Raw genomic sequence first — 22055 nt, 5'->3', positions numbered from 1 at the left:
GGCCGCATGCAGCGGCCCGCTCGCCGGCTTCTTCTTTTCCTGCCAGTGAACTGGCCAGAGGTTGCCAAGCTGGCCACGGGGTGTGAGGATCAAAGTACATCGTCGTTGAGCAGTGGGGTGCAGCATGGAATCGATCGTTGTCCTTGGCGGCGGCCTGGCCGCCGCGAGCGTTGTCAGCGAATTGCGCGAGCGCGGCTACACCGGTGCGCTGAGCTTGGTCAGCGAGGAAACGGAGCTGCCCTACGAGCGCCCGCCGCTGTCCAAGGGGTTCTTGCAGGGCAAGGAGGAGCCGGCGGACTTCACCGTCCACGATGCGTCCTGGTACGCAAGCCATGATGTGGCACTGCGCCTGGGCGTCGCGGCAATCAGCATCGAAACCGCCAAGCGGCAGGTGCTGCTGGCCGATGGCAGCGCGCTGGACTACGACCAGCTGGTGCTGGCCACCGGTTCGCGGGCCAGCCTGGGCGGCGGAACCCCGATGCCCGGTTACGACCTGCCCGGAGTGCACGTGCTGCGGACCTTGGCCGATGCGAAGTCCCTGCGTGCAGAACTGGCCGAAGGCGCCCAGGTGGCGGTGGTGGGTTCGGGCTGGATCGGCATGGAAGTGGCGGCCACCGCCCGCCAGCGCGGGGCCCGGGTGACTGTCTACTCGCCCTCCGAGATCCCCCTGGCCAAGGTGTTCGGCGAACGCCTTGGAAATCACCTCTTGGAGCTGCACCAGTCCAATGGCGTGGACGTGCGCACCGCACGCGTGCAAGGCATCGAAGAAGTCGACGGGCACCTGCAGGTGCTATCCGACGCCGGTTCGTCGCGCGCCGACCTGGTGCTGCTGGCCATAGGTGCGCTGCCGAATTTGCAGCTGGCCGAGACTGCCGGGCTGCAAGTGGATTCCGGCGTCGTGGTGGATGCCTCGCTGCGCAGCAGCGACGCGCGGATACTTGCCGTGGGCGACATTGCCCAGGCCTTCAACACCGCATTGCGCAGGCAGCTGCGCGTCGAGCACTGGGATAACGCGATTCGCCAAGGCAAGCTGGCCGCGGCCACGCTGGCCGGGGAAGAAGGCTCCTATGACTGGTTGCCCTATTTCTTCACCGACCAATTCGATCTCGGGATGGAATATGTCGGCCATGGCTCGCCCGAGGATACGACGGTGGTGCGCGGGGATATGGAATCCGGGGAGTTCTTGATGTTCTGGCAGGACGGATTGAAGATCACCGCTGCGGCGAACATCAATATCTGGGATGCCAACGACACCCTGCGCGGGCTGGTGGGCCGGGAAATTGCCGCCGATCGGCTCAGCGATCCGGCCATTGAGCTCAAGGACTTGTAAACTGCAGTTCCATCGACCGGAACTGTCCATTTAGGGAAGCGGGTATAGCTGATGAGCACTATGGTCATGGGCGTGGAATCGGGCATGTCCCCGGCGGTATTTGCTGCGGCCGGTTCGCTGGCACGCGGGCTGAATGCACGATTGGTGTGCATCCACGCTGATTCCGGACGCCTGATTACCGACAAGCTGTCCGAAGGCGACCTGCTGGCTTCGGCCAGCCCGGTCTCCGAGGAACTCGCCTGGGAAATCACCTCGGTGATTACCGGTGTGGAGCTTGAGAGCTACACCGTGGCCGGCGACCCTGCCAAGGTGCTGGCGGCGGTAGCCGAGCAGCTCGATGCGCAGATGATCGTCGTGGGCACCCGCCGTCCGGGGATCCGCAGCAAGATGGCCCAGCTGATGGACGGGTCGATTGCGGTGGCACTGGCCCACAAGCAGCATCGTCCGGTGCTGGTGATTCCGCAGCAGCCGGCAGAAGAGAACGAACTGCCTTGGGACTAGGCACCTGTTTCCATCTCGAAGTACAGGTGAAGATGCGATTTGCAGCCGGGATTGAACAGCGCCTGGCAGTTCGGGCAGGAATCGGCTTCGATGTACGCCGCCGGGCTCAGCAGTGCGCTGCAGACCCCGCAGAGCACGGCAGGTTCATCGAACCTGTCCGCCGGCCACGGCATTGCCTCGTGACCGGCCAGTTCGCCGTGGCATAGGTGGCAGGGGTAGAAGGTGGCGCAGCAGGGGTGCTTCAGCGCGATCACATCGATCAGCGAATGGTAGTGGGCGCATCGTGTTTGCGCATCCATGCGCACCCCGCGCAACGCCACCTGGTGCACAGGGTTTTCCCAAGCCGCCATCGCCAACCTTTCATGGAACTGGATCCGCGTGTGCAAAAATGCACGCCGAATGTGCAGAAACTGCCTCCTACTATGCCTCGTTTCGCCTATCTTTCGCGATGTGATCTAGGCCATACTCGCTGATGAAGCTGGTTCCAAAGGGGGTACTGGCGTGGGCGGAAGGAACGCACAGTGGCAAGCGAAACATCATCGAAGGCCGAGCGCAAGGGATTGCGCCGGGTCGTCGCAGCCTCCATGGCTGGCACCGTCGTCGAATGGTATGAATTCTTCCTCTACGCGACCGCGGCAACCCTGGTCTTCAACAAGATCTTCTTCCCGGATGCCGGGAACGATCTGGATAACATCATCAAGGCCTTCCTGACCTATGCGGTCGGTTTCATTGCCCGCCCCATCGGCGGCATCGTCTTCGGCCACTTCGGCGACAAATACGGGCGCAAGCACCTGCTGCAGGTAGCTATCGTGCTGGTTGGCGCAACCACCTTCCTGATGGGCTGCCTGCCCACCTTCGACTCCATCGGCTACGCCGCACCGATCCTGCTGATCGTGCTGCGCTTCGCCCAGGGCTTCGCCGTGGGCGGGGAATGGGGAGGCGCGGTGCTGCTGGTGGCCGAGCACGCGCCGAACAAGGAACGCGGCTTCTGGTCCTCCTGGCCGCAGGCCGCGGTGCCAGTTGGCAACCTGCTGGCCACCGTGGTGCTGCTGGTGCTCTCGGCAACGCTCAGCGAAGCGGCCTTCCTGGCTTGGGGCTGGCGTATCGGCTTCTGGCTGTCGGTGGTCATCGTGGTAGTGGGCTACTACATCCGCACCCGCGTTTCCGATGCCCCGATCTTCAAGGAAGCCAAGGCAGAGCTGGAGCAGAACGCGGCTGCCGGCTACGGCGTGGGCGAAGTATTCAAGCGCTACCCGCGCGGGGTGTTCACCGCAATGGGCCTGCGCTTCGGCGAGAACATCATGTACTACATGGTGGTGACCTTCTCCATCACCTACATGGCCACCCAGCTGAAGATGGACACCTCCACGATCCTGGGCCTGATGCTCATCGCCCACGTCTTCCACGCCATCTTGGTGCCGATCGTTGGCCGTTTCACCGACAGCCGCGGACGCCGCCCGGTCTACGCTACCGGCGTGGTGCTCATGGCAGTCTGGGGCGTCGCGGCCTTCCCGCTATTCAACACCGGCAACGATGCGATCATCCTGGCCACCATCATGCTGGGACTGTTCGTGCACGGCCTGATGTACGCCGGGCAGCCGGCCATCATGGCCGAGATGTTCCCGACCCGCATGCGCTACTCGGGCGTCTCGCTGGGCTACCAGGTCACCTCGATTGTTGCCGGTTCCATGGCCCCGATCATCGCAACCTTCCTGCTCAAGGTCTACGGATCCTGGGTTCCGGTCGCCGGCTACATTGTGTTCGCCGCGCTGGTCACCATGGTGGCTGTGTTCTTCATGAAGGAAACCAAGGGGCTGGACCTCGGCGAGATCGACGAGGCGGACCGGCTGGCAGTGAACGGCGAGAATGCCGTCCGCGATGGCCTGAAGATGCAGAATTAAGCGGCAAGGACCAGGGGAAAGCCAAAGGCCGGTTCCGATGCTGGAACTGGCCTTTGGCATGTTCAAATGCTTTCGGCCAGAGAATCCCTTGCGGGGACTAGCTGGATCTGCAACTCTAGTAGCCAGCAGGTGTAGCCATTCCCGGACAAACGGTTGCTGAGCCGTATTCGGGAGCATCATGCGATTGCGGGGGACTTGAATTGACGGGAATCGAGAATCTCTTGGCGATGCTGTCCGGAATTCTCTTCATCGCCGCATGCGCCTCGTATGGCCGGAAGCGGAGCAATCGGAAGAATAATGAGAAGTAGCCAGGCTGGAGCAGGGGTCCTTGGATGATGCCGTGCAGGTTGCATATCTTCGGTGCCAGCGGCAGTGGCACTACGACCCTCGCACGTGCCGTTGCGAACGCCTGGTCGGTGCCGCACGCGGATGGAGATGACTATTTCTGGGTCCCCACCGATCCTCCCTACTCCCAGCAGCGTGCGCCAGCTGCGCGATCCAGGCTCATGAACCAGGTCTTCGTGCCGCGCAAGGCGTGGGTGCTATCGGGGTCCATGCAGGGCTGGGGCAATGAAGTCCTGGACCAATGCGATGCCTTTGTTTTCTTGACGCTGGATCCTGAGGTGCGCATGCGCCGGCTTGCAGAACGCGAGAAGTTGCGCCAGTCTGGGCAGAGCCTGGAATCCGGAGCGTTGAAGCAATTCATGGTCTGGGCAGCTAGCTACGATGACCCGGAATTCACCGGACGTAGCCGCGCGCACCATGAAGCATGGTTGAAGGATGAGAGCCGTCCGGTGCTCCGCCTGGATAGCGCGCAACCAGTCGAACAACTGTGCCAGGCCATCTTGGACTGGGAACCAGCAGGCCCTTAGCAGGACAAGATCGTGTTTCATTGGGTCGGAACGCAGGCTCGGGAACAGCCAACCGGGCCGGTATCACAATTGCCTGCGGCCCGACTGGGTCCGGCCCGGAGGCTGCGGGTTGGAATTGCGCCAACAGCGCGGAACCGGCAAGGGAGGCGCTTAGCTGCTGGCCAGGTTGTACGCGGGGAATGGCGGAATGAACCAGTCACCGGCGGTGGCTGCATCGTTGAGCGCGCGCACCGTCTCCTGGACCGCGCGGCTTCGCAATGCTTCTTCGCGTCCCACCAGCCAATATTCGGAGCGAAAAGTGAACTCGTCGTGGAGCACCGGCACCATATTGGGATAGTGCTGGGAGAGGAATGTGGGCAGCAACCCGATGCCGGCATGATTCATGGTGGCCGCGTACTGCACCGCGATACTCGTGGAGGAGATGGACCTGCGCATCGGGGGCAGCGCGCTGGTCGCATCATCGAGCTTGTCTACCGTCAACGCCGTATCGATGTAGTAGTTCAAGGAATGCCCGGCCAGATCTTCGAGGTGCTCTGGAGTGCCGTGGCTTTCCAGGTATTCGGCCGTGGCGTAGAGCCGCAACTCGTAATCCAGGAGTTTCGTGGAGGCTGCCTTGCGGACATTGGGTTCGCCGATGACAATCTCCAGGTCCATTCCGGTACGCGTCTGCCGTGCCCGGGTGGTTTCCGAAACGATCTCGAAGACCAGTTGCGGATGCTTGGCCTGGAGCTTTGCCAGGGCCGGAGCGGCGAGGTGGGCGCTGAATGCATCGGGGGCAGCGACGCGCACATGGCCGGCCAATGCGCCGGTGTCCTTCTCGGAGCCGATGGCTTCCACTGCCTGCTCGATGGCTTCCGCGCTGGACATGGCCCGACGCCCCAGATCGGTTAGTTCCCAGCCGTTGGGGGAGCGCGTGAGCAGGTGGCCGCCCATGGCTTTCTGCAGCGCGTCGATGCGACGGGAAATCGTCGAGTGGTTCACCCCGAGAACATTCGCGGCGGCTGTGTAGCGGCCCAAGCGTGCAACGGTGAGCAGGGCAATGAGGGATTCGAGATGGCGGTAATCGATCGGACGGTCCATGGTCCACAGTCTGCCATGCCTAGTGTGCGCTAGCGCACACTAGGCTTGCGCAATTGGCGTGCCGCAGTGCATTGAGTCTGGCCCGCCGCGCACCCTACGCTGGCCTGACAAGGACAATACTCAAGGATGAGGGGTGTGCAGATGAGCACGTACGCATGGATTGGCCTGGGCAACATGGGCGGACCGATGACCGCGAACCTGGTGGCCGCAGGGCACAGTGTGCGCGGCTACGACCTGGACGAGCAGGCCTGTGCCGCAGCGGCCGAGGGCGGGGTGCAGATTGCCGGATCGGTGGCCGAGGCCATGGACCAGGCCGATGCCGTGTTCACCATGCTGCCCAAGGGCGCGCATGTGCGCTCGGTGTATGAAGGCGAGGCAGGCATCTGGGCCAACGCCACCAAGGACATGCTGCTGCTGGATTCCTCCACGGTGGACATCGAGTCCTCCCGCTACATCCACGCGGGCTCCGCGCAGCGCGGCCTGGACTTCGTTGATGCCCCGGTCTCCGGCGGCATCTCCGGTGCTGCGGCCGGAACCCTGGCCTTCATGCTCGGCGGGGCACCGGAACTGATGGAACGGGCCACTGGATTCATCGCCCCGATGAGCGGGAAGACCATTGTCGCCGGTGGTCCTTCTATGGGCATCGCGGCCAAGATCTGCAACAACATGATGCTGTTCATCGACCTGATGGCCAGCGCCGAAGGTTCCCAGCTGGCCGAGGCCCTGGGCCTGGACCCGGAGGTCTTCTGGCAGATCGCTTCGGTCTCCTCGGGCCGGTCCTGGGCGCAGCAGACCTGGTACCCGGTGCCGGGCATCATCGATACCGCGGCGGCGAACAACAACTTCGAGGCCACCTTCCGCACCGATTTGGCCCGCAAGGACATCGGGCTGGCCCTGGACGCTGGCGAAAGCACCGGGGTGCAGCTGCCGGCAGCCAGCTTGGCCCGCGAGCACTTCGACGAACTGATCGAGCAGGGGCTGGGGGACAAGGACTGCTCGCTGATCGTGAAGAACCTGCTGCCAGACGGTGCCGTGCGCGGTTGGAACCCGGAATCGGCCGAGGCCAGCACGGCAGCTGCGGGCTGATCATGCGCCAGATCCATGCCGCGGTGCTTGAGCGCCGGGAGAACCAGCGGCCCTATGCCAAGCACCGGCCGCTGGCGATTCGCCAGCTGCAACTGGAAGAGCCCGGCCCCGGCGAAGTGCTGGTGCGCATCACCGCGGCCGGATTATGCCATTCGGACCTGTCGGTGATCGACGGGAACCGGCCGCGTCCGCTGCCGATGGTGCTGGGGCATGAATCAGCAGGCATCGTCGAGCAGGTGGGTGAAGGGGTGGACCTGGGAATCGGCCAGCAGGTGATCTCGGTCTTCTTGCCTCGCTGCGAGAAATGCGTAGCCTGCGCCAGCGCCGGGAAGCTGCCGTGCAGCGCCGGCACCGCGTCCAATGGCGCCGGGACGCTGCTCACCGGCGCTCGCCGATTGCTGCTCGATGGGCAACCCGTCAATCACCATCTCGGCGTCTCGGCCTTTGCCGACTATGCGGTGATGGATGCGCGCAGCCTCATTCCGGTGGGCGCGGATGTTCCGGCTGAAGTTGCCGCGGTGCTGGGCTGCGCGGTGCTCACCGGCGGCGGTGCACTGCGCAATGCCGCCAGGGCAACCGGTGCCCAGGACGTTGCCATCGTCGGCCTCGGCGGAGTGGGCATGGCCGCCTTGCTGGTGGCAGTGGGGCAAAGGACCAGTGGCAGGATCCTGGCCATTGATGCCAATGAGGAAAAGCTGGCCGCCGCGCTGGCCTTGGGCGCCGATGAAGCCTGCACGCCGCAGGCCCTGGGGCAGCGCACCGCCGAAATCGTGATCGAGGCCGCTGGGCATCCCCGTGCCTTCGAAACGGCGTTGCAGGCCACCGGCGTGGGCGGAACCCTGGTGACCGTGGGGCTGCCGGCCCCTGGCGCGATGAGCAGCATCGAGCCATTGGGCCTGACCGCCGGGGCGCGCACGATCATCGGCAGCTACATGGGTTCGGCCCTGCCGAAGAATGACATTCCCTACTACGAGCAGCTCTGGCGCTCGGGCAAGCTCCCTGTTCAGAAGCTCGTGAAAACCAGGGCGCTGGCGGAGATCAATGACGCCCTGGATGAATTGGCCCAGGGGCGGTCGGTGCGCCAAGTTCTGCTGCCCTGAAATCGGGGTGGAAGGCCAGTAGGATTGGTGCGTGACTGATTCCACTGCGGGGCCCCGTGCCCTGGCGACCCTGACTGACATCCGGGTATTCGATTACCTGTGCCAAGCCCCGGCGACTCGTACCCAGATCGCTGCGGATCTGGGCATTTCCAAGCCCACCGCATCGCAGGCGATCTCGCGCCTGCAGGAGAACGGCCTGGCCTTGGCCATCGAGCGGGCCAACGAGCCCAAGCGCGGCCGGGTTCCCGAGCACTATGCGCTGGACAGCGGCTTCGGTCACCTGCTGGCCCTGTGCCTGCAGGCAGAATTCCTGCAGATCCGCGCCACCGACTTGGCCGGCAAGACCCTGGTGGACCGCCTCTACCCGCTGACGGCGCAAACCACCGCCGCGCAGGTGGAGCAAATGGGTGCCCGCGAGATCTCCCGTGTGGCCGCTGAGCTCGGTTCCCCGTTGCTCGCCGGGGCCGTGAGCCAGTCAGCCCCGGTGCAGCGCGATGGCGGGCTGCGAGTTCTGGCCACCCCGATCTTCCCTTCCTCCGGGGCCAACCTTGCCGGCCAATTCGCCGGCGGAGTTCCGGTGCTGCTGGATAACGACGTGAACTGGATGGCCCTGGCCGAAGCCGGGGAGCTGGCCGGTTCCTTGATGATGATCTACATCGGATCGGGCCTGGGCGCAGGCCTGGTCATTGACGGTGCGCTGCACCGCGGCAAGCACGGTACGGCCGGAGAGCTGGAGACCCAGCTGGTGGGCGCCACGAACCTGCGCGATGCGCTCGGCGAGGCCGGGATGTTCCAGACCCGCGTGCTCTGGGAAAAGCTGGCCGATGAACGGAACTGGCCAGCTTTCCTGTCCCCGTTTGGCCGGGTCCTGGCCAACCTGATTGGCTTCGTTGATCCGCAGCGTGTGGTGGCAATCGGCCCGGGGCTGACCCCGGAATTGTGCGCGGCGCTGGAAAGTGAACTGAACAGCTTGCTGCCGAAACCGGTCCACGTTCAGCTTTCCACATTGGGAACGGAAGCCGCGGCACGTGGTGCTTTGGCCGGCGCCCGGGAACTCGCCTTGGCCAACTTATGGGAAAACTACCGGGTACGTTGACCAAAGTGATCCAAGCTATATATTGTAAAGAGTCCTTAAAATTTTATTTGCTTCACCGGGGAGAGAACTGATGGCACCATCTGACGCATCGGCATCCACGTCGCAGTTCGCTGCCATCGGCCTTGATCTGGGCGGCTCGTCGATCAAGTACGGATTGGTCGGAACCGACGGCAAGCTCGTTGAGAGCACCTTCAGCAAGGCCGCCACCCCAGAGGGTGCGCACCCGGATGCCGTCGCCCAGGTGATGGCCGGAATCATCGCCGACCTGCAGGAGCTCACCGGCGACGAACTGGCCGGCATCCCTGCCGGTGTCACCGTGCCTGGCATCGTCATCGACGGCGTCGTGCACTCGGCGGCCAATATCGACAAGGCCTGGATCGGCTTGGACGTCACCGCCACGTTCAGCGCGCTGCTGGGCCGCGACGTCTTTGTGCTCAATGACGCGGATGCCGCCGGCGTGGCCGAGGTCTACGCGGGTGCCGGATCCGAGAATGGCACGCCAAGCAAGGGCAGCACCTTGCTGCTGACCTTGGGCACGGGCATCGGCTCGGCCTTCTTTCGCGACGGCGTGCTCTTCCCGAACGTCGAATTCGGCCACCTGGAAATCGACGGCTTCAATGCCGAGAGCAAGGCCGCCGCGCGAGTCATGCACGAGGAAAACCTCAGTTGGGAACAGTACATCGCCCGACTGCAGCGCTACCTGTCCCACGTGGAATTCCTGTGCAGCCCGGATTTGATCATCATCGGCGGAGCGATTTCGGAAGACCATGAAAAGTTCCTGCCGCAGCTGGAATTGCGAGCCAGGATCGTGCCTGCCCAATTCAACAACGCCGCCGGGGTTCTGGGCGCCGCGCATCGCGCGCTGAAACCCGGCAATTAGGAACCTATGCATACGATTGACCCGAAAGCCCAGATCAAGCTCGTCGCCGTTGACATGGACGGCACCTTCCTGGACGGTGAAGGCAAGATCCCCGAGGCGTCGTGGGCTGTCATCGACCAGCTCCAGGCTCGCGGCATCAAGTTCGTGCCAGCTTCGGGGCGCCAGTTCGCGACCCTGCGCGAGCAGTTCGCGCCGTTGGGCGAGATCGCGATCATTGCCGAGAATGGCACCGTCGTGATGCACGGCGAGAACGAGATCTACTCCAATATCATCGACCAGTCGTCGGTAGCCACCGTCATCCAAGCCGTCCGCGGGCAAGCCGCGCTGGACGCCGGATTGGTGCTGTGCGGACGCCGCACCGCCTATGTGGAGCGCGCCGATGAAGCGTTCGCCACCGCGGTTGCCCCGTACTACCGTGCCGTGCAGGTGGTTGAAGACCTGGCCCAGGTCGAGGACGAGATCATCAAGATGGCCGTCAACGTCGGTACCGGCGCCGTGCAGGAAATGGCGGCAGCGCTTCAGGTGCCGCTGCAGGTGGTGGTCTCCGGCAGTCACTGGGTGGATGCCATGAACCACGGCGTGCACAAGGGACTGGCCCTGGAAGCCCTGCAGGAAAAGCTGGGAATCAGCGCGGATGAAACCGCAGTTTTCGGCGACTACCCCAATGACCTGGAAATGATCAAGGCCGCTACCTACTCCTTCGCCATGGCCAATGCGCATCCGGTGGTGGCTGAAGCCGCGAACTTCACCGCGCCTTCCAACCTCGAGCACGGCGTGCTGCAGGTGCTCGGCGCCTACCTCGATGGGCATACGCAGCTCTAGTCAAACCGGCAAGAACGTTCCGAAGGCCCGGGCGGAAGGATTTTTCCTCCACCCGGGCCTTAACCTGCTGCAGGCAGCGCGATCGGATTGGGAACCGGAGACCGCTACCTGGCCAGGTAATGCCCCAGCCCCGCCAGCGCGGCGCGAACCCCTGTTGCCAGGGAAAGCTCGTAATCAGGCAGGAAATACGGCGAGTGGTTCACCGGTGGCGCGTCGTCACGGGGCAAGAACCCGCCGAAGAACCAGTAGACATACGGCACCGAAATCTCATCTCCCAGAGCCCCGAAATCCTCGGATCCCATGGCAGCGGGCAGGTCGACAACTCTGCCTTCCCCGAGTTCCCGGCTCAAAGCCTCCTTGACCTGATCGGTGTGGCCCGGATCATTGTGCAGCTTGGGGAAGGAATTCAGCGTTTCGATCTCAGGTGCCGGAGCATTCGACGCAGCGGCTTCGGCGCTCACGATGCGTGAGACCCCATCCAGGATTTGGGTGCGGGTCTGCTCATCGAAGGTCCTGATGTTCAGGGTGAATTCGGCGCGATCCGGGATGATGTTCTCCTTCAACCCGGCGTGGAACGAGCCGCAGGTGAGCACCGCAGGAGTCTGGGGGTGCAATTCCCGCGAAACTAGGCTCTGCAGGCGCGTGATCGTGTGGGCGCCCTGGACGATCGGGTCGATGGAGTCTTGCGGCTGTGAGCCGTGCGACTGCTTGCCGTGCAGCGTCACCTTCAGCGAATCAGCCATTGCCATGGCGGGGCCGCTGGTCAGGCCCACCGAGCCCGCGGCGAAAGGGAAGACATGCTGTCCGAGGATGACCGAGGGTACCGGGGCCTTGTCCCATAGTCCGTCTTCGAGCATGGCCCTAGCACCCGCGCTGGTTTCCTCGCCGGGCTGGAAAATCCACACGATGGTTCCGTTCCACGCCCCCGACTGCTCGGCGAGCCGGGCAGCGGCGGTCAGCGCCGCGGTGACATGGGTGTCGTGGCCGCAGCCGTGCATGACCGGGACGTCGGTGCCATCGGCCAGCTGGCCGCGAGCTTCCGAAGCATAACTGGCTCCGGTATCTTCCGCGATGGGCAGGCCATCGGTATCGGCGCGGAAGCCGACCACAGGCCCATCGCCATTGCGTTGGATGCCGACGACGCCGGTACCGCCGCAGACGAAGTTCTCGATTCCCATGGTGTCGAGTTGCTTGCCGATATAAGCCGCGGTCGCGTGTTCCTGCATGGACAGTTCGGGATTGGCATGCAGGTGGCGATACATTTCGTGCATGAGCTCGGCTTGCTCGCCAGTCAGGACGGTTTGCAATGCGGCAGCGGGTTGGGTATTCAAAGTGACTCCTTTAGTCAGCAACGGGCGTGTGGACTGCTTTGCGATCGCGCACGATCCACGAAACGATGATGGAGAAGAGCACAACCAGGGCTGTGCCGAACAGGGCCAAGGATGGAACTAGCGGGATGACCACGAAATACATAATCAGCGACAGTGCGATGGCAACTATGGTCGGGCGAACCTGCTTCATGGCGACGATGGCCTGGACAAGTACCGCTCCCATCAGGGACGGCAAGATGTAGATCCGGGCTACCTCGATCATTTCGTTGGGAATGATCGAGACCAGCCAAGACCCGAAGATTCCCACGAAGACCAGCAGGCTGGTCAGGTGGACGGTGGCCGCGCCGCCGATGGCCATCACCGAGGCCAAATCGCCGCGCCTGGTGCCGGGCTTGGCATTGATCGCGGATTGGGCCACGATGGCGGCAGGCAGCAACTTGTTGGAGATATTGCCGATCATGAAGGCCTGGTACATAGCTGCCGAACCCAGGATCGGAAAGTAGGTCAGAGGTTCGACAAACCAGAAAATTCCGAAGGTGGCCGCGACGGCGGCGAAGGCGACCCAGATCATCGAAGGGTTGATGTCGAGGTCCGTGAAGAACACGAGGTAGATCGGGCCGAGCAGCGAGAGGATCAAGCCGGCTGTCATGGTCAGTGAACCGTAGCGTGTGGTCTGCTGCTCGAAGCGGGCCATCGAGGCGTCCGCAGTGGTCATTGCTGGTGAGCTCATGGGTTCTGTCCTTTCTAATTCGCTATGCGGTGTGCATCAGGTAGCCGGCGGTGATGGAGATCAGGATCGCGAATCCCAAGGCCCATTCCTTGAGCCATTTGGCTTGGAGCACTTTGGCCAAGAAGAGGAACAAAGCCATGGATGCTGCCGAAATCAGCACCAGCGCCATGTGGATGCTGGACTTGGGAATTTCGGCGATGGTCAGCATGCTGAACGCTCCGAGCAGGGCTGCGGTGGGGATCAGGGCCATGGCCGCTGGGTTGCGCTTGGCCAAGGACTTGCCGCCGCGCTTCAGGACCGGGGTCAGCAGCAAGGTGCAGAGCATCCACATGCCTCCCGATAGGCTCATGGCCATGAAGGCCACGGCGAAAACTTGTTGGGTGTAGGTATCCCCGCCGAGCATCGAGCCCATGGATTGGGCTGCCAAGTTGGCGCTGGCCGTTTCCGTGGAGGCCGAGCCGATCAGCCCGATGCGGACAAGGACGGCTGGCGTTCCGAACAGAGCCAGCAATGCGATGGCGACCAGCACCACCGAGAGGGATGGCCCGATCGAGGCGACGGCACCGGCACGGAAGGCTTCCTTGACTTCGCGGACGGGCATATCGACATGGGGTGCTGCGGCCTTGGCAGCACGGACATAGAGAATGGTCTGGACGAAGATCACGGCGAAGACGCCCAGAGCGCAGAACCACAGGAAAGGGCTGTTGGCGACGGCCCAGATGTCAGTTGAAACTGGATCGCCGGCTGCAAGGGGGAAATGCATCGGAACTCCTTCGATATTCACCAGCACGATGTGATGCCGGTCTCATTGAATTCAATGTTCCTCCTATTGGAAACGCTCGGCAAGGAATGTCGGAATTAGCCATATTTATGGCGAGATCCCCCAAAATGGCGAGTTTTCTTGAGGAGTATTCCATTTGCGGTCAACGTAGGCGGAAGATTGTGACACATATCGCAATGCAGTCATCCTTTAGAAAGGCACGGCCATGAACGAGATCCAGCAATTGAGCGCCACGGAGCTCACGGCAAAGATCCGCAACCGCGAGTTGTCGGCGCGTGAGGCCTTGGAGAGCCATATCCAGGCAATCGATGAAGTTAACGCCCAAATCAACGCCGTGGTCATCACGGATTTCGAACGCGCGCGAATCCTCGCTGCTAAGGCCGATGAAGCCACGGCGGGAAACGAGCCGACTGGAGTGCTCCACGGTCTGCCGATGACGCACAAGGACACGTTCAACACCGCCGGCTTGCTGTCCACCCAGGGGTCGCTGGCATTAAAGGACAACGTCCCAGAGCAGGACGACTTGCAGATCGCACGACTGGCAGCAGCAGGCGCGATCAGGACGGGGAAGACCAATGTCCCGGAATTCGGAGCCGGATCGCATACCTTCAATGAATTGTTCGGCACCACGACGAATCCCTATGCGGTGGATCGATCGGCCGGAGGCTCCTCAGGCGGCGTAGCCGCCGCGGTCGCCGCTAGGATCCAGCCGCTCGGTGACGGCTCAGACATGGGCGGTTCGCTGCGCATTCCGGCCAGTTTCTGCAATGTCATTGGTTTCCGGCCCTCCTACGGGGTCATCCCGCTGGAGGCGGAATCCAATGCCTACTCCTGGCTGGCCCGTTCGGGACCGATCGCACGCACAGTGGAGGATATCGCGCTGTTCATGCGAGCCAGCGCAGGTGACGACTGGCTTCCGACCCCGAACAAGCTCTCAGCCAGAGATTTCGGCACTCCCGAACCAGAATTGCGCGGAGTCCGCATCGGCTATAGCTTCGATTTCGGGATCGGTGTTCCGATCGAGCGCGAGGTCGTAGAGGTATTGCATCGCCAACTCTCGGTTTTCGAGGCCGCTGGCGCAATTGTCGAAGAGGCGTGCATTGACTTTACCGATGCCGACGAAGTCTTCGGCAACACCAGGGCCTTCGATTTCGCCACTAATCTTGGCGGACTAGTGCGGAGCCACGGCTCGCTGATCAAGCCCGAGGTCCTCTGGAATGTCAAGAAGGGGACAGACCTCGACGGAGAAGCCATGATTTCGACGATGGCGGCCCGAACCCGGCTGGAACGAGCAGTGCAGCGCTACTTCTCGCGCTACGATCTGTTCCTCTCCCCGGCAACCCAGGTCTTGCCCTTCAACGCAGCGCAGCGCTGGCCTGAGCAAATCGCTGGAACCCGCGCCGAGACCTATCTGGACTGGATGCGATCTGCCTGCCTGCTCTCGGCCACGAGCCTGCCGGTCATCGCCATGCCAGGAGGCTTCACCGAGTCCGGGCTTCCGGTGGGATGGCAGCTGGCGGCGAATCACTACAAGGACGCCCAGCTGCTCAATTGGGCTGCCGGCTACGAGGAGCAGAACCGCTTCGCGGACGTGATGCCGGTTCTGGCCACTGATCCGCAGTCGGTGGCCGTCAATGCAGTCAAGACCGCCAGCGCCTGATACCGGAATTCTAGAGAGGCAAATATGAACAAGGAACAGCACAGCACCGGACCGCTGTCCGGGTACACCGTCATCGACTTGTCGCGGGCCTTGGCTGGACCGCATGCCACGATGATGCTTGGCGATCTGGGAGCCCGAGTAATCAAGGTGGAAAATATCCAGGGCGGCGATGACACCCGAGGCTGGGGTCCGCCCTTCGTCGGGCCGGAGGAGGACCGCCAATCGACCTATTTCCTCTCGTGCAACCGCAACAAGGAATCCATTGCCCTTGATCTGAAGAGCCCCGACGGAATCCAGACCCTGCGCAGCATGCTGGCGCAGGCCGATGTCCTGGTGGAGAATTTCCGCCCCGGAGTGCTGGACCGGCTCGGCTTCGACGATGCGACCCTGCAGAAGATCAACGGAAAACTCGTGACCCTCTCGATTTCCGGCTTCGGCCATGACGGCCCCGAAGCCTGGCGCAGCGGATACGACCAGATCCTGCAGGGCGAGGCCGGGCTGATGTCGCTGACCGGTTCCGGACCGGAGGACCCGCAGAAAGTCGGCGTTCCCATCGGAGACCTGCTGGCCGGGATGTACGGAGCCTACGGCGTGCTGGCGGCCCTGCTGGAACGCGAGCGCACGGGCAGAGGCCAGCAGGTGCGCACCTCGCTGCTCGCATCGATCATCGGAGTGCATGCCTTTCAGGGCACCCGCAGCACGGTTGCAGGACAGGTTCCGCGCGCCCAGGGCAACCACCATCCATCCATCGCGCCCTATGGACTGTTCCGCAGCGCCGATGGATTTGTGCAAATTAGCGTGGGCAGCCCGAAGCTCTGGGATTCACTAGTGGCGGCATTCCAGCTGCCAACCGAGGGGTTCGAAACCAATGAGCATCGCGTCGAACGGCGTGACGAGCTCATCGAAGCCATCGAAGAAAAGTTCAAGCGCCACGGTACCAGCCAGCTGCTGGAAATGCTCGGTGAAGCCGGCGTCCCTTCCGGCATCGTCAGAACCCTGGATGAGGTGTACGAATGGGACCAGGTGCGCTCGCAAGGCCTGGCATTGAATGTCCAGCACCCGTTGCTAGGGGAGCTGACCCTCCCAGGCGCGCCGCTGCGGTTCTTCGAGGGCGGCAAGGAAGTCACCCGGACCGGGCACTCCGCTCCGCCACTGCTGAACCAAGACGAGCAGCGGATCCGGGAATGGCTCAAGACCCGCGCGCAGCAGGCGGTGCGTTGAGTATGGTGCAGGAGAAAATCGAGCACATCAGTGCACAGCACATGATCGACCAGGTGCTCGATGTGGGCAGCTTCGAGAGCTGGGATGAGCCGGCGGATTATTCTTTTGCCGATGACGCCTACCGGGCCCAGCTGGAAGAAGCCGCCCGCCGTTCCGGGGCCGACGAAGCGGTACTGACCGGATCCGGCACAATCAATGGCCGCGAAGTGGCCGTCGTCCTCTCCGAATTCGGTTTCCTGGCCGGTTCAATTGGCCAGGGCACCTCCCGCAGGATTGCTTCGGCATTCGAAAAAGCCGCCGCATTGGGACTGCCGGTACTGGCTTCCCCGGCCTCGGGCGGAACCCGGATGCAGGAGGGAACCCCTGCGTTCGTGTCGATGGTGCACATCACGGCCGCGGTTAGGGCGCATTCTGCTGCCGGGTTGCCATACCTGGTGTACCTGAGGCATCCCACCACCGGAGGGGTTATGGCGTCGTGGGGATCCACCGGGCACATCACCATCGCCCAGCCCGGTGCCCTGCTGGGATTCCTTGGTCCGCGCGTGTACGAGACCATCTACGGCAAACCCTTCCCGCAGGGAGTGCAAGTCTCCGAGAATCTCCAGAAGCACGGGCTGATCGACGCCGTGGTCCCGGTCCATGAGCTGGGCGGGCTGGTCAACCGGGTGCTGGCAATCATCGCCCCGGGAGATCCGATCGACTCGATTGCCGGCTACCCCTTGGCAGATGACCGGAGACTCACCGAATCCCAGGTGTGGGATGCCATACTCGCCACGCGCAAATCCCGACGCCCCTCGGTGCGCCACGTCATCAAGTACGCCGCCAGCGATGCGTTGCAGCTTTCCGGGAGCACCGAAGGGGAAAGCGATCCGCGGATGTACCTGGCGCTCGCGCGCATCGGGGGCCAGCCGGCGGTGGTCATCGGCCAGGACCGGTCGCGGATAGACCACTCCGAAAACCTCGATCCGCTGGGGCCTGCGTTCCTGCGCGAGGCCCGGAGGGGGGCGCTGCTGGCACAGAATCTGGGCATAGCGATGCTCACCGTGATCGACACCGAAGGAGCGGCGCTGAGCCGTGAGGCCGAGGAAGGCGGCATGGCCGGGCAGATTGCCCGCTCGCTGAGCACCTTGGTGGGCATTGGCGTTCCGAGCGTTTCGCTGCTGCTGGGCCAGGGCACCGGAGGCGGCGCACTTGCCTTGCTGCCGGCTGATATCTCCATAGCCGCAGCAAACTCCTGGCTCTCCCCGTTGCCGCCGGAGGGAGCCAGCGCGATCATGTACCGGGACACGGAGCACGCCGCACCGTTGGCTTATGCCCAGAAAACCGATGCATACTCGCTGCGACGTGCGGGGATAGTACAGGTGATCGTCCCCGAGGAGTATGATGTGACCACCGCTCCGAAGCGCTTCTCGCTGGAAGTCGGAGCGGCAGTGTCCACGGCGCTTGCGCAGCTTGCGGCGACAGATGCCGCGCAGCTGCCTGGCCGGCGCGAGCTGAAGTATGCTTCGATTGGCCGGCCGGAAACGGCCAACCAGGAGGTGCGGGACGCCGCTGGATGACTAGAGCAGAGGAACGGATGATCGAGCTCAGCACGGTGCAACGCCGCATCATTGCCGCCCTCCAAGTGGACGGGCGAGCCACCTGGCGGAAGATAGCTGCAGTGCTTGACCTGCCTGAACGCTCGGTCGCCCGCCATGGCGCGTGGCTGCTGGAGAATGGGCTGGTTACGGTTGCAGCGATCCGCCACCGCGAGCATTCGCTGCTGATCGCGTGCACTTGCGCCCCGGGCACCGGGCGGATTGCCAGTGAATCCTTGTCCTCCCGGCCGGATACCAGCTTTTCCTACCAAGTCACTGGCCGGGAGGATCTCGTCGTGGAAATGCACTACAACGGAGATGTGACCGAAGTGCTCTCGCTGGAGCTGCCTGCTACGCCGGGGGTCTCGTCGATTGTCGTGTATCCGGTGCTGAAGTACTTCAAGACTATTCGCGGGTGGCGCCTGGGATCCTTGCAGCCTGCAGAAAATCTGGCCTTGCAAAAGGACCCGGATGTCACGAGCTGGCGCATCCAGCCGAACCTGAGCTCCAAGGACGAGCAGATCATCGACGCCTTGCACGATGACGGCAGAGCCAGCTTCGAGTCGATTGCCCGCCGGGTAGCGATGAGCGAGACCTCCGTTGCACGGCGGATCGATTGGCTTCTATCTACCGGGCAGATCGCCATTCGCGCCCTAGTTGAGCCGCTGGCCGTGGGGTTACCGGTCGAGGCTTTGCTCTGGGTTTCGACGACGCCATCCCAAGTCGAAAAATTGGGCCAGCGCCTCGCCGCCCGTCCGGAAGTTCGCTATGCAGCGGCGGTGGCTGGGGATTGCCAGCTGGTGGTCGACGTGACGGTGGCCAACCAAGCCGAGCTCTATGACTTCATTTCCCACAGCGCCTGGGGGGACTCGATGCTGCAGGTTAAGGCCTCTCTGGTGGTTAGCGCCCGTAAACGCGGTGGGCGGCTGATCAGCAGCTGAACCATATCAGCAACCCGCCTCGTGCAGTACCGGAATTCAACTGGAGTCCAACTCGTCTTTGGCAACTGTTCGCAGTTTCGCCCAGGAGGGTGAACGCAGGGTGAACACTTCGCCGATTGACGATAATAATGCGTAATATCGCCACAACGGTTCGAAACCGCCCCGGAAGTGGCATAGTCTCACGATACCGAGCGGCGAGGCTTCGCTCGTGCTGTTAACAACCAGTTAACGCTGCAGGGGTGAAAGGAAGACCGGCAACCGTGAGCAAGAGGTTGACCTACGGGACGAACCAGGGAACGGCTACGCCTGAAAGCGCGTGGCGCAAACGCAAGGACGCGTGGGAGCACTTGGGGTATGTGCTCAGCGAGATTTCTTCTGAGTACCAGGAGGAAGATCGCCGGACAGAACATGAATTGGAAGCCGGCCGGTTGCTGGGGCTGCTGGCCGCCATCGAACCGTATTGGGCGAACCCCGGCATCGACTACTTCAACGAGGTCTCCAGGCTCATGTCTGGCGGGCAGTATGAAGATGCGATGAAGCTGGTCTACCAAGCGAACCAGGCCTTCAGGACACTGACCCAATACGTTGACTTCGAAGGCCACGACGGGGCGGAACAGGATCCGGCCCAGCTGGGCAATGGGGCACCGAACCCAGGCAAGGCGCAGGTTCCGATGGTGGAAATCCTGCTGGTGGATAACGGGCCGGCCGAAGAAATCGAGTCTTTCAAGGAAGAAATCGCCGAGCAGCGCCAGCACACCGATCCGTTCCACTACAACTTCGTGGTGGTGCCCAGCGTAGAAGACGCCTTGGCCGCGATCGTGATCAATCCCAGCATCCAGACGGTCGTGCTCACCGCACGCTTTGATGTGTGCACGCGTCGACGCCTGTCCTCGACGCTCAAGAATTTCATTGCCCGGCGCATGGAGGGCTACTTCCAATCCACCAAGCAGATCCAGGGCCTGCTGGATCTGGAAAACATCCTCGATGACCTGCGGCCCGAAGTTCCGGTCTACCTGATCGCCGGAGTCGCCCTGGAATCCATTGCCCACGAAATCACCGGGCGCTTCCGCCGGATCTTCTCGCGCAATGACCGGATGGACCTGCACCTGTCGATTGTCTCGGAAGTGCTCGAACGCTACCAGACGCCGTTCTTCAACGCCCTGCAGAAGTACGCCAAGCGGCCTGGCGGGGTCTTCCACGCCATGCCGATTTCCCGCGCAGGTTCGGTGCAGAACTCCCCATGGGCCAGGGACCTGGTGGACTTCTACGGCAAGAACCTGCTGCTGGCTGAAACCTCGGCCACCTCCGGCGGGCTCGATTCCCTCTTGGATCCGCAAAGCTCCATCAAGAAGGCCCACGAGCTGGCGGCACGTGCCTTCCAAAGCCACCGCACCTACTTCGTCACCAATGGCACTTCGACCGCCAACAAGATCGTGCACCAGTCGATTCTCGCCCCGGGTGACATCGTGCTGGTGGATCGCAACTGCCACAAATCCCACCATTATTCGCTGGTGCTGGCCGGGGCGAATGTCAGCTACCTGGAGGCCTACCCGCTGAACGAGCACTCCATGTACGGTGCCGTGCCGCTGGAGGAGATCAAGGGCCGGCTGCTGCAGCTGCGCCGCGAGGGCCTGCTGCACAAGGTCAAGATGCTGACGCTGACCAACTGCACCTTCGACGGCATCATCTACGACCCGCGCCGGGTGATGGAAGAATGCCTGGCCATCAAGCCGGATTTGGTGTTCCTGTGGGACGAGGCCTGGTTCGCCTTCGCCGGCTTCCACCCGGTTTACCGCCAGCGTACCGCCATGACCGTGGCCGCCGTGCTGGAAGACGAGCTGGACACCGGGGAGTACCGCCAGCGCTTTGCCGCGCAGCATGCGGCCCTTCCGGAACCGGGCACCGTGGAGCACCCGGAGAATGACCAAGCCTGGCTGGATACCCGGTTGATTCCGGATCCGGAACAGGTCCGCTTGCGGGTGTACTCCACACAGTCCACGCACAAGACCCTGACCTCCTTGCGCCAGGGCTCGATGATCCACATCTATGACCAGGACTTCGCGGTGCGCAATCTCAACGCCTTCCGCGAGGCCTACATGACTCACACTTCCACCTCGCCGAACTACCAGATCCTCGCCTCGCTGGATATCGGCCGCCGGCAGGCGGAACTGGAAGGCTATGCGCTGGTGCAGCGCCAGGTTGACCTGGCGCAGTCGATTTCGCGGGCCATGGCGCGCAACGAGCTGCTGGGCAAGTACTTCAAGATCCTGCACTCGACGGATCTGATCCCGCAGAAGTACCGCCAGTCCACCTCGCAGAACCCGGTGCGTGACGGCCTGGCGGCCTGGGACGAGGCCTGGGCGGAAGACGAGTTCGTGGTGGACCCATCGCGCCTGACCCTGGACATCAGCCGTACCGGCGTGGACGGGGACACCTTCAAGCACGATTACCTGATGGATGGGCATTCCATCCAGGTCAACAAGACCAGCCGCACCTCGGTGCTGCTGATGACCAATATCGGCACCACCCGTTCCGCCGTGGCGCACCTGATCGAGGTGCTGGTGAAGATCGCCGAGGAGCTGGACCGCAAACGCCGGCTCGATGGGCGAGTGCTGGCGCTGGGCAAGAAGCCGGCGCAGGAAGAGATTCCCTTGCCGGACTTCAGCGCCTTCGCACCGGAATTCGCAGGAGGCGGCGGAAGCGGGGACATGCGCTCGGCCTACTACCTGACCTACCAGGATCCGGCTACGCATTTCCTGTCCTCGGCGCAGATCCGCACGGTACTGCTGGCTGGGGAGCGCGTTGTCTCGGCCGTGTTCGTCACCCCGTACCCACCGGGTTTCCCGGTGCTGGTCCCGGGACAGGAAGTCACCCTGGGCATTTTGGACTACATGGACCGGCTCGATACCCGCGAGATCCACGGCTACCACCAGGATCTGGGATACCAGGTGTTCACCTGCGAAGCCTTGGGACAGGTCAAGAAGCCGCAGCCCTGAGCGGGACTGCAGCGTCGCCCGGATGCAGCTTGCGAACCCACCTGGCTTAGCCGGGTGGGTTCCTGCTTGCGCGGCGAAGGCCGCTGCATCCAATAGGCAGCTGCCGGCACGAGCAGAAAGGCCCTGGTTCGCGCACGGAATGCGCGAACC

19 protein-coding genes are annotated in these 22055 nt (G+C 63.1%); 14 read left to right on the top strand and 5 right to left on the bottom strand.

Features of this window, described 5'->3' with window-relative positions; translation table 11 throughout:
- The first annotated feature begins 124 nt into the window (after positions 1-124).
- On the top strand, positions 125-1330 hold the full coding sequence (locus ACRDT3_RS17770; RefSeq protein WP_431494257.1) for an NAD(P)/FAD-dependent oxidoreductase: 1206 nt from the start codon (positions 125-127) through the stop codon (positions 1328-1330).
- A gap of 51 nt (positions 1331-1381) precedes the next feature.
- The gene (locus tag ACRDT3_RS17765) at positions 1382-1831 is read left to right on the top strand and encodes a universal stress protein (protein WP_431494256.1); all 450 of its coding nucleotides are present in this window, start codon (positions 1382-1384) and stop codon (positions 1829-1831) included.
- Here the strand turns inward: ACRDT3_RS17765 and ACRDT3_RS17760 are convergent.
- The gene (locus ACRDT3_RS17760; protein ID WP_431494255.1) at positions 1828-2181 is read right to left on the bottom strand and encodes a CHY zinc finger protein; all 354 of its coding nucleotides are present in this window, start codon (positions 2179-2181) and stop codon (positions 1828-1830) included. The two genes, ACRDT3_RS17765 and ACRDT3_RS17760, sit on opposite strands and share 4 nt — an antisense overlap.
- Positions 2182-2352: 171 nt before the next feature.
- Between ACRDT3_RS17760 and ACRDT3_RS17755 the strand changes: the two genes are divergently transcribed.
- On the top strand, positions 2353-3732 hold the full coding sequence (locus tag ACRDT3_RS17755) for an MFS transporter (RefSeq protein WP_431494254.1): 1380 nt from the start codon (positions 2353-2355) through the stop codon (positions 3730-3732).
- A 332-nt stretch (positions 3733-4064) separates the two neighbouring features.
- Entirely contained in the window at positions 4065-4604 is a 540-nt protein-coding gene (locus ACRDT3_RS17750; RefSeq protein ID WP_431494253.1) for a hypothetical protein, read from the top strand.
- A gap of 150 nt (positions 4605-4754) precedes the next feature.
- Here the strand turns inward: ACRDT3_RS17750 and ACRDT3_RS17745 are convergent, their stop codons facing one another.
- Positions 4755-5684: a LysR family transcriptional regulator gene (locus tag ACRDT3_RS17745; RefSeq protein ID WP_431494252.1), complete on the bottom strand. Its 930-nt coding sequence runs from the start codon at positions 5682-5684 to the stop codon at positions 4755-4757.
- 141 nt (positions 5685-5825) lie between these two features.
- On the opposite strand from ACRDT3_RS17745, the gene mmsB reads away from it, so the two are divergent.
- The 5 genes from mmsB (at position 5826) to ACRDT3_RS17720 (ending at position 10668) form a co-directional block, all read left to right on the top strand.
- Complete coding sequence (gene mmsB, locus ACRDT3_RS17740; protein WP_431494251.1) at positions 5826-6770, top strand: 3-hydroxyisobutyrate dehydrogenase; 945 nt, start codon at positions 5826-5828, stop codon at positions 6768-6770.
- Between the two features lie 2 nt (positions 6771-6772).
- Entirely contained in the window at positions 6773-7870 is a 1098-nt protein-coding gene (locus ACRDT3_RS17735; RefSeq protein ID WP_431494259.1) for an alcohol dehydrogenase catalytic domain-containing protein, read from the top strand.
- A 31-nt stretch (positions 7871-7901) separates the two neighbouring features.
- Positions 7902-8966, top strand: coding sequence for an ROK family transcriptional regulator (locus tag ACRDT3_RS17730; protein ID WP_431494250.1), 1065 nt, complete (start codon positions 7902-7904; stop codon positions 8964-8966).
- Between the two features lie 70 nt (positions 8967-9036).
- Positions 9037-9846 carry a polyphosphate--glucose phosphotransferase gene (ppgK, locus tag ACRDT3_RS17725; protein ID WP_431494249.1) on the top strand — a complete coding sequence of 270 codons (810 nt, stop codon included), beginning with the start codon at positions 9037-9039 and terminating at the stop codon, positions 9844-9846.
- A gap of 6 nt (positions 9847-9852) precedes the next feature.
- A complete protein-coding gene (locus ACRDT3_RS17720; protein ID WP_431494248.1) occupies positions 9853-10668 on the top strand; it encodes a Cof-type HAD-IIB family hydrolase in 816 nt (271 codons plus the stop codon).
- Between the two features lie 104 nt (positions 10669-10772).
- On the opposite strand, the gene ACRDT3_RS17715 is transcribed toward ACRDT3_RS17720, so the two are convergent.
- From ACRDT3_RS17715 to ACRDT3_RS17705, 3 genes are all read right to left on the bottom strand, one after another.
- Entirely contained in the window at positions 10773-11939 is a 1167-nt protein-coding gene (locus ACRDT3_RS17715; protein ID WP_431494258.1) for an amidohydrolase, read from the bottom strand.
- A gap of 70 nt (positions 11940-12009) precedes the next feature.
- On the bottom strand, positions 12010-12729 hold the full coding sequence (locus ACRDT3_RS17710; RefSeq protein ID WP_431494247.1) for a hypothetical protein: 720 nt from the start codon (positions 12727-12729) through the stop codon (positions 12010-12012).
- Positions 12730-12751: 22 nt separating this feature from the next.
- Complete coding sequence (locus tag ACRDT3_RS17705) at positions 12752-13492, bottom strand: DUF5058 family protein (protein WP_431494246.1); 741 nt, start codon at positions 13490-13492, stop codon at positions 12752-12754.
- Between the two features lie 223 nt (positions 13493-13715).
- Here ACRDT3_RS17705 and ACRDT3_RS17700 point away from each other — a divergent pair, with 223 nt between their 5' ends.
- The 5 genes from ACRDT3_RS17700 to ACRDT3_RS17680 all read left to right on the top strand — a co-directional run bounded on the left by ACRDT3_RS17700 (position 13716) and on the right by ACRDT3_RS17680 (position 21905).
- Positions 13716-15170: an amidase gene (locus tag ACRDT3_RS17700; protein WP_431494245.1), complete on the top strand. Its 1455-nt coding sequence runs from the start codon at positions 13716-13718 to the stop codon at positions 15168-15170.
- Positions 15171-15194: 24 nt separating this feature from the next.
- On the top strand, positions 15195-16391 hold the full coding sequence (locus ACRDT3_RS17695) for a CaiB/BaiF CoA transferase family protein (protein WP_431494244.1): 1197 nt from the start codon (positions 15195-15197) through the stop codon (positions 16389-16391).
- Complete coding sequence (locus ACRDT3_RS17690) at positions 16355-17950, top strand: carboxyl transferase domain-containing protein (RefSeq protein ID WP_431494243.1); 1596 nt, start codon at positions 16355-16357, stop codon at positions 17948-17950. The genes ACRDT3_RS17695 and ACRDT3_RS17690 overlap by 37 nt, the downstream gene beginning before the upstream one ends.
- Positions 17947-18909, top strand: coding sequence for an Lrp/AsnC family transcriptional regulator (locus ACRDT3_RS17685; protein WP_431494242.1), 963 nt, complete (start codon positions 17947-17949; stop codon positions 18907-18909). The genes ACRDT3_RS17690 and ACRDT3_RS17685 overlap by 4 nt, the downstream gene beginning before the upstream one ends.
- Before the next feature lie 260 nt (positions 18910-19169).
- On the top strand, positions 19170-21905 hold the full coding sequence (locus tag ACRDT3_RS17680) for an aminotransferase class I/II-fold pyridoxal phosphate-dependent enzyme (RefSeq protein WP_431494241.1): 2736 nt from the start codon (positions 19170-19172) through the stop codon (positions 21903-21905).
- The last annotated feature ends 150 nt before the right edge of the window (positions 21906-22055 follow it).

The sequence above is a fragment of the Glutamicibacter sp. genome, from assembly GCF_050701915.1.
GTDB lineage: Bacteria > Actinomycetota > Actinomycetes > Actinomycetales > Micrococcaceae > Glutamicibacter.
The sequence above is the reverse complement of the archived record's forward strand: the minus strand, read 5'-3'. Positions and strand labels throughout refer to the sequence as shown.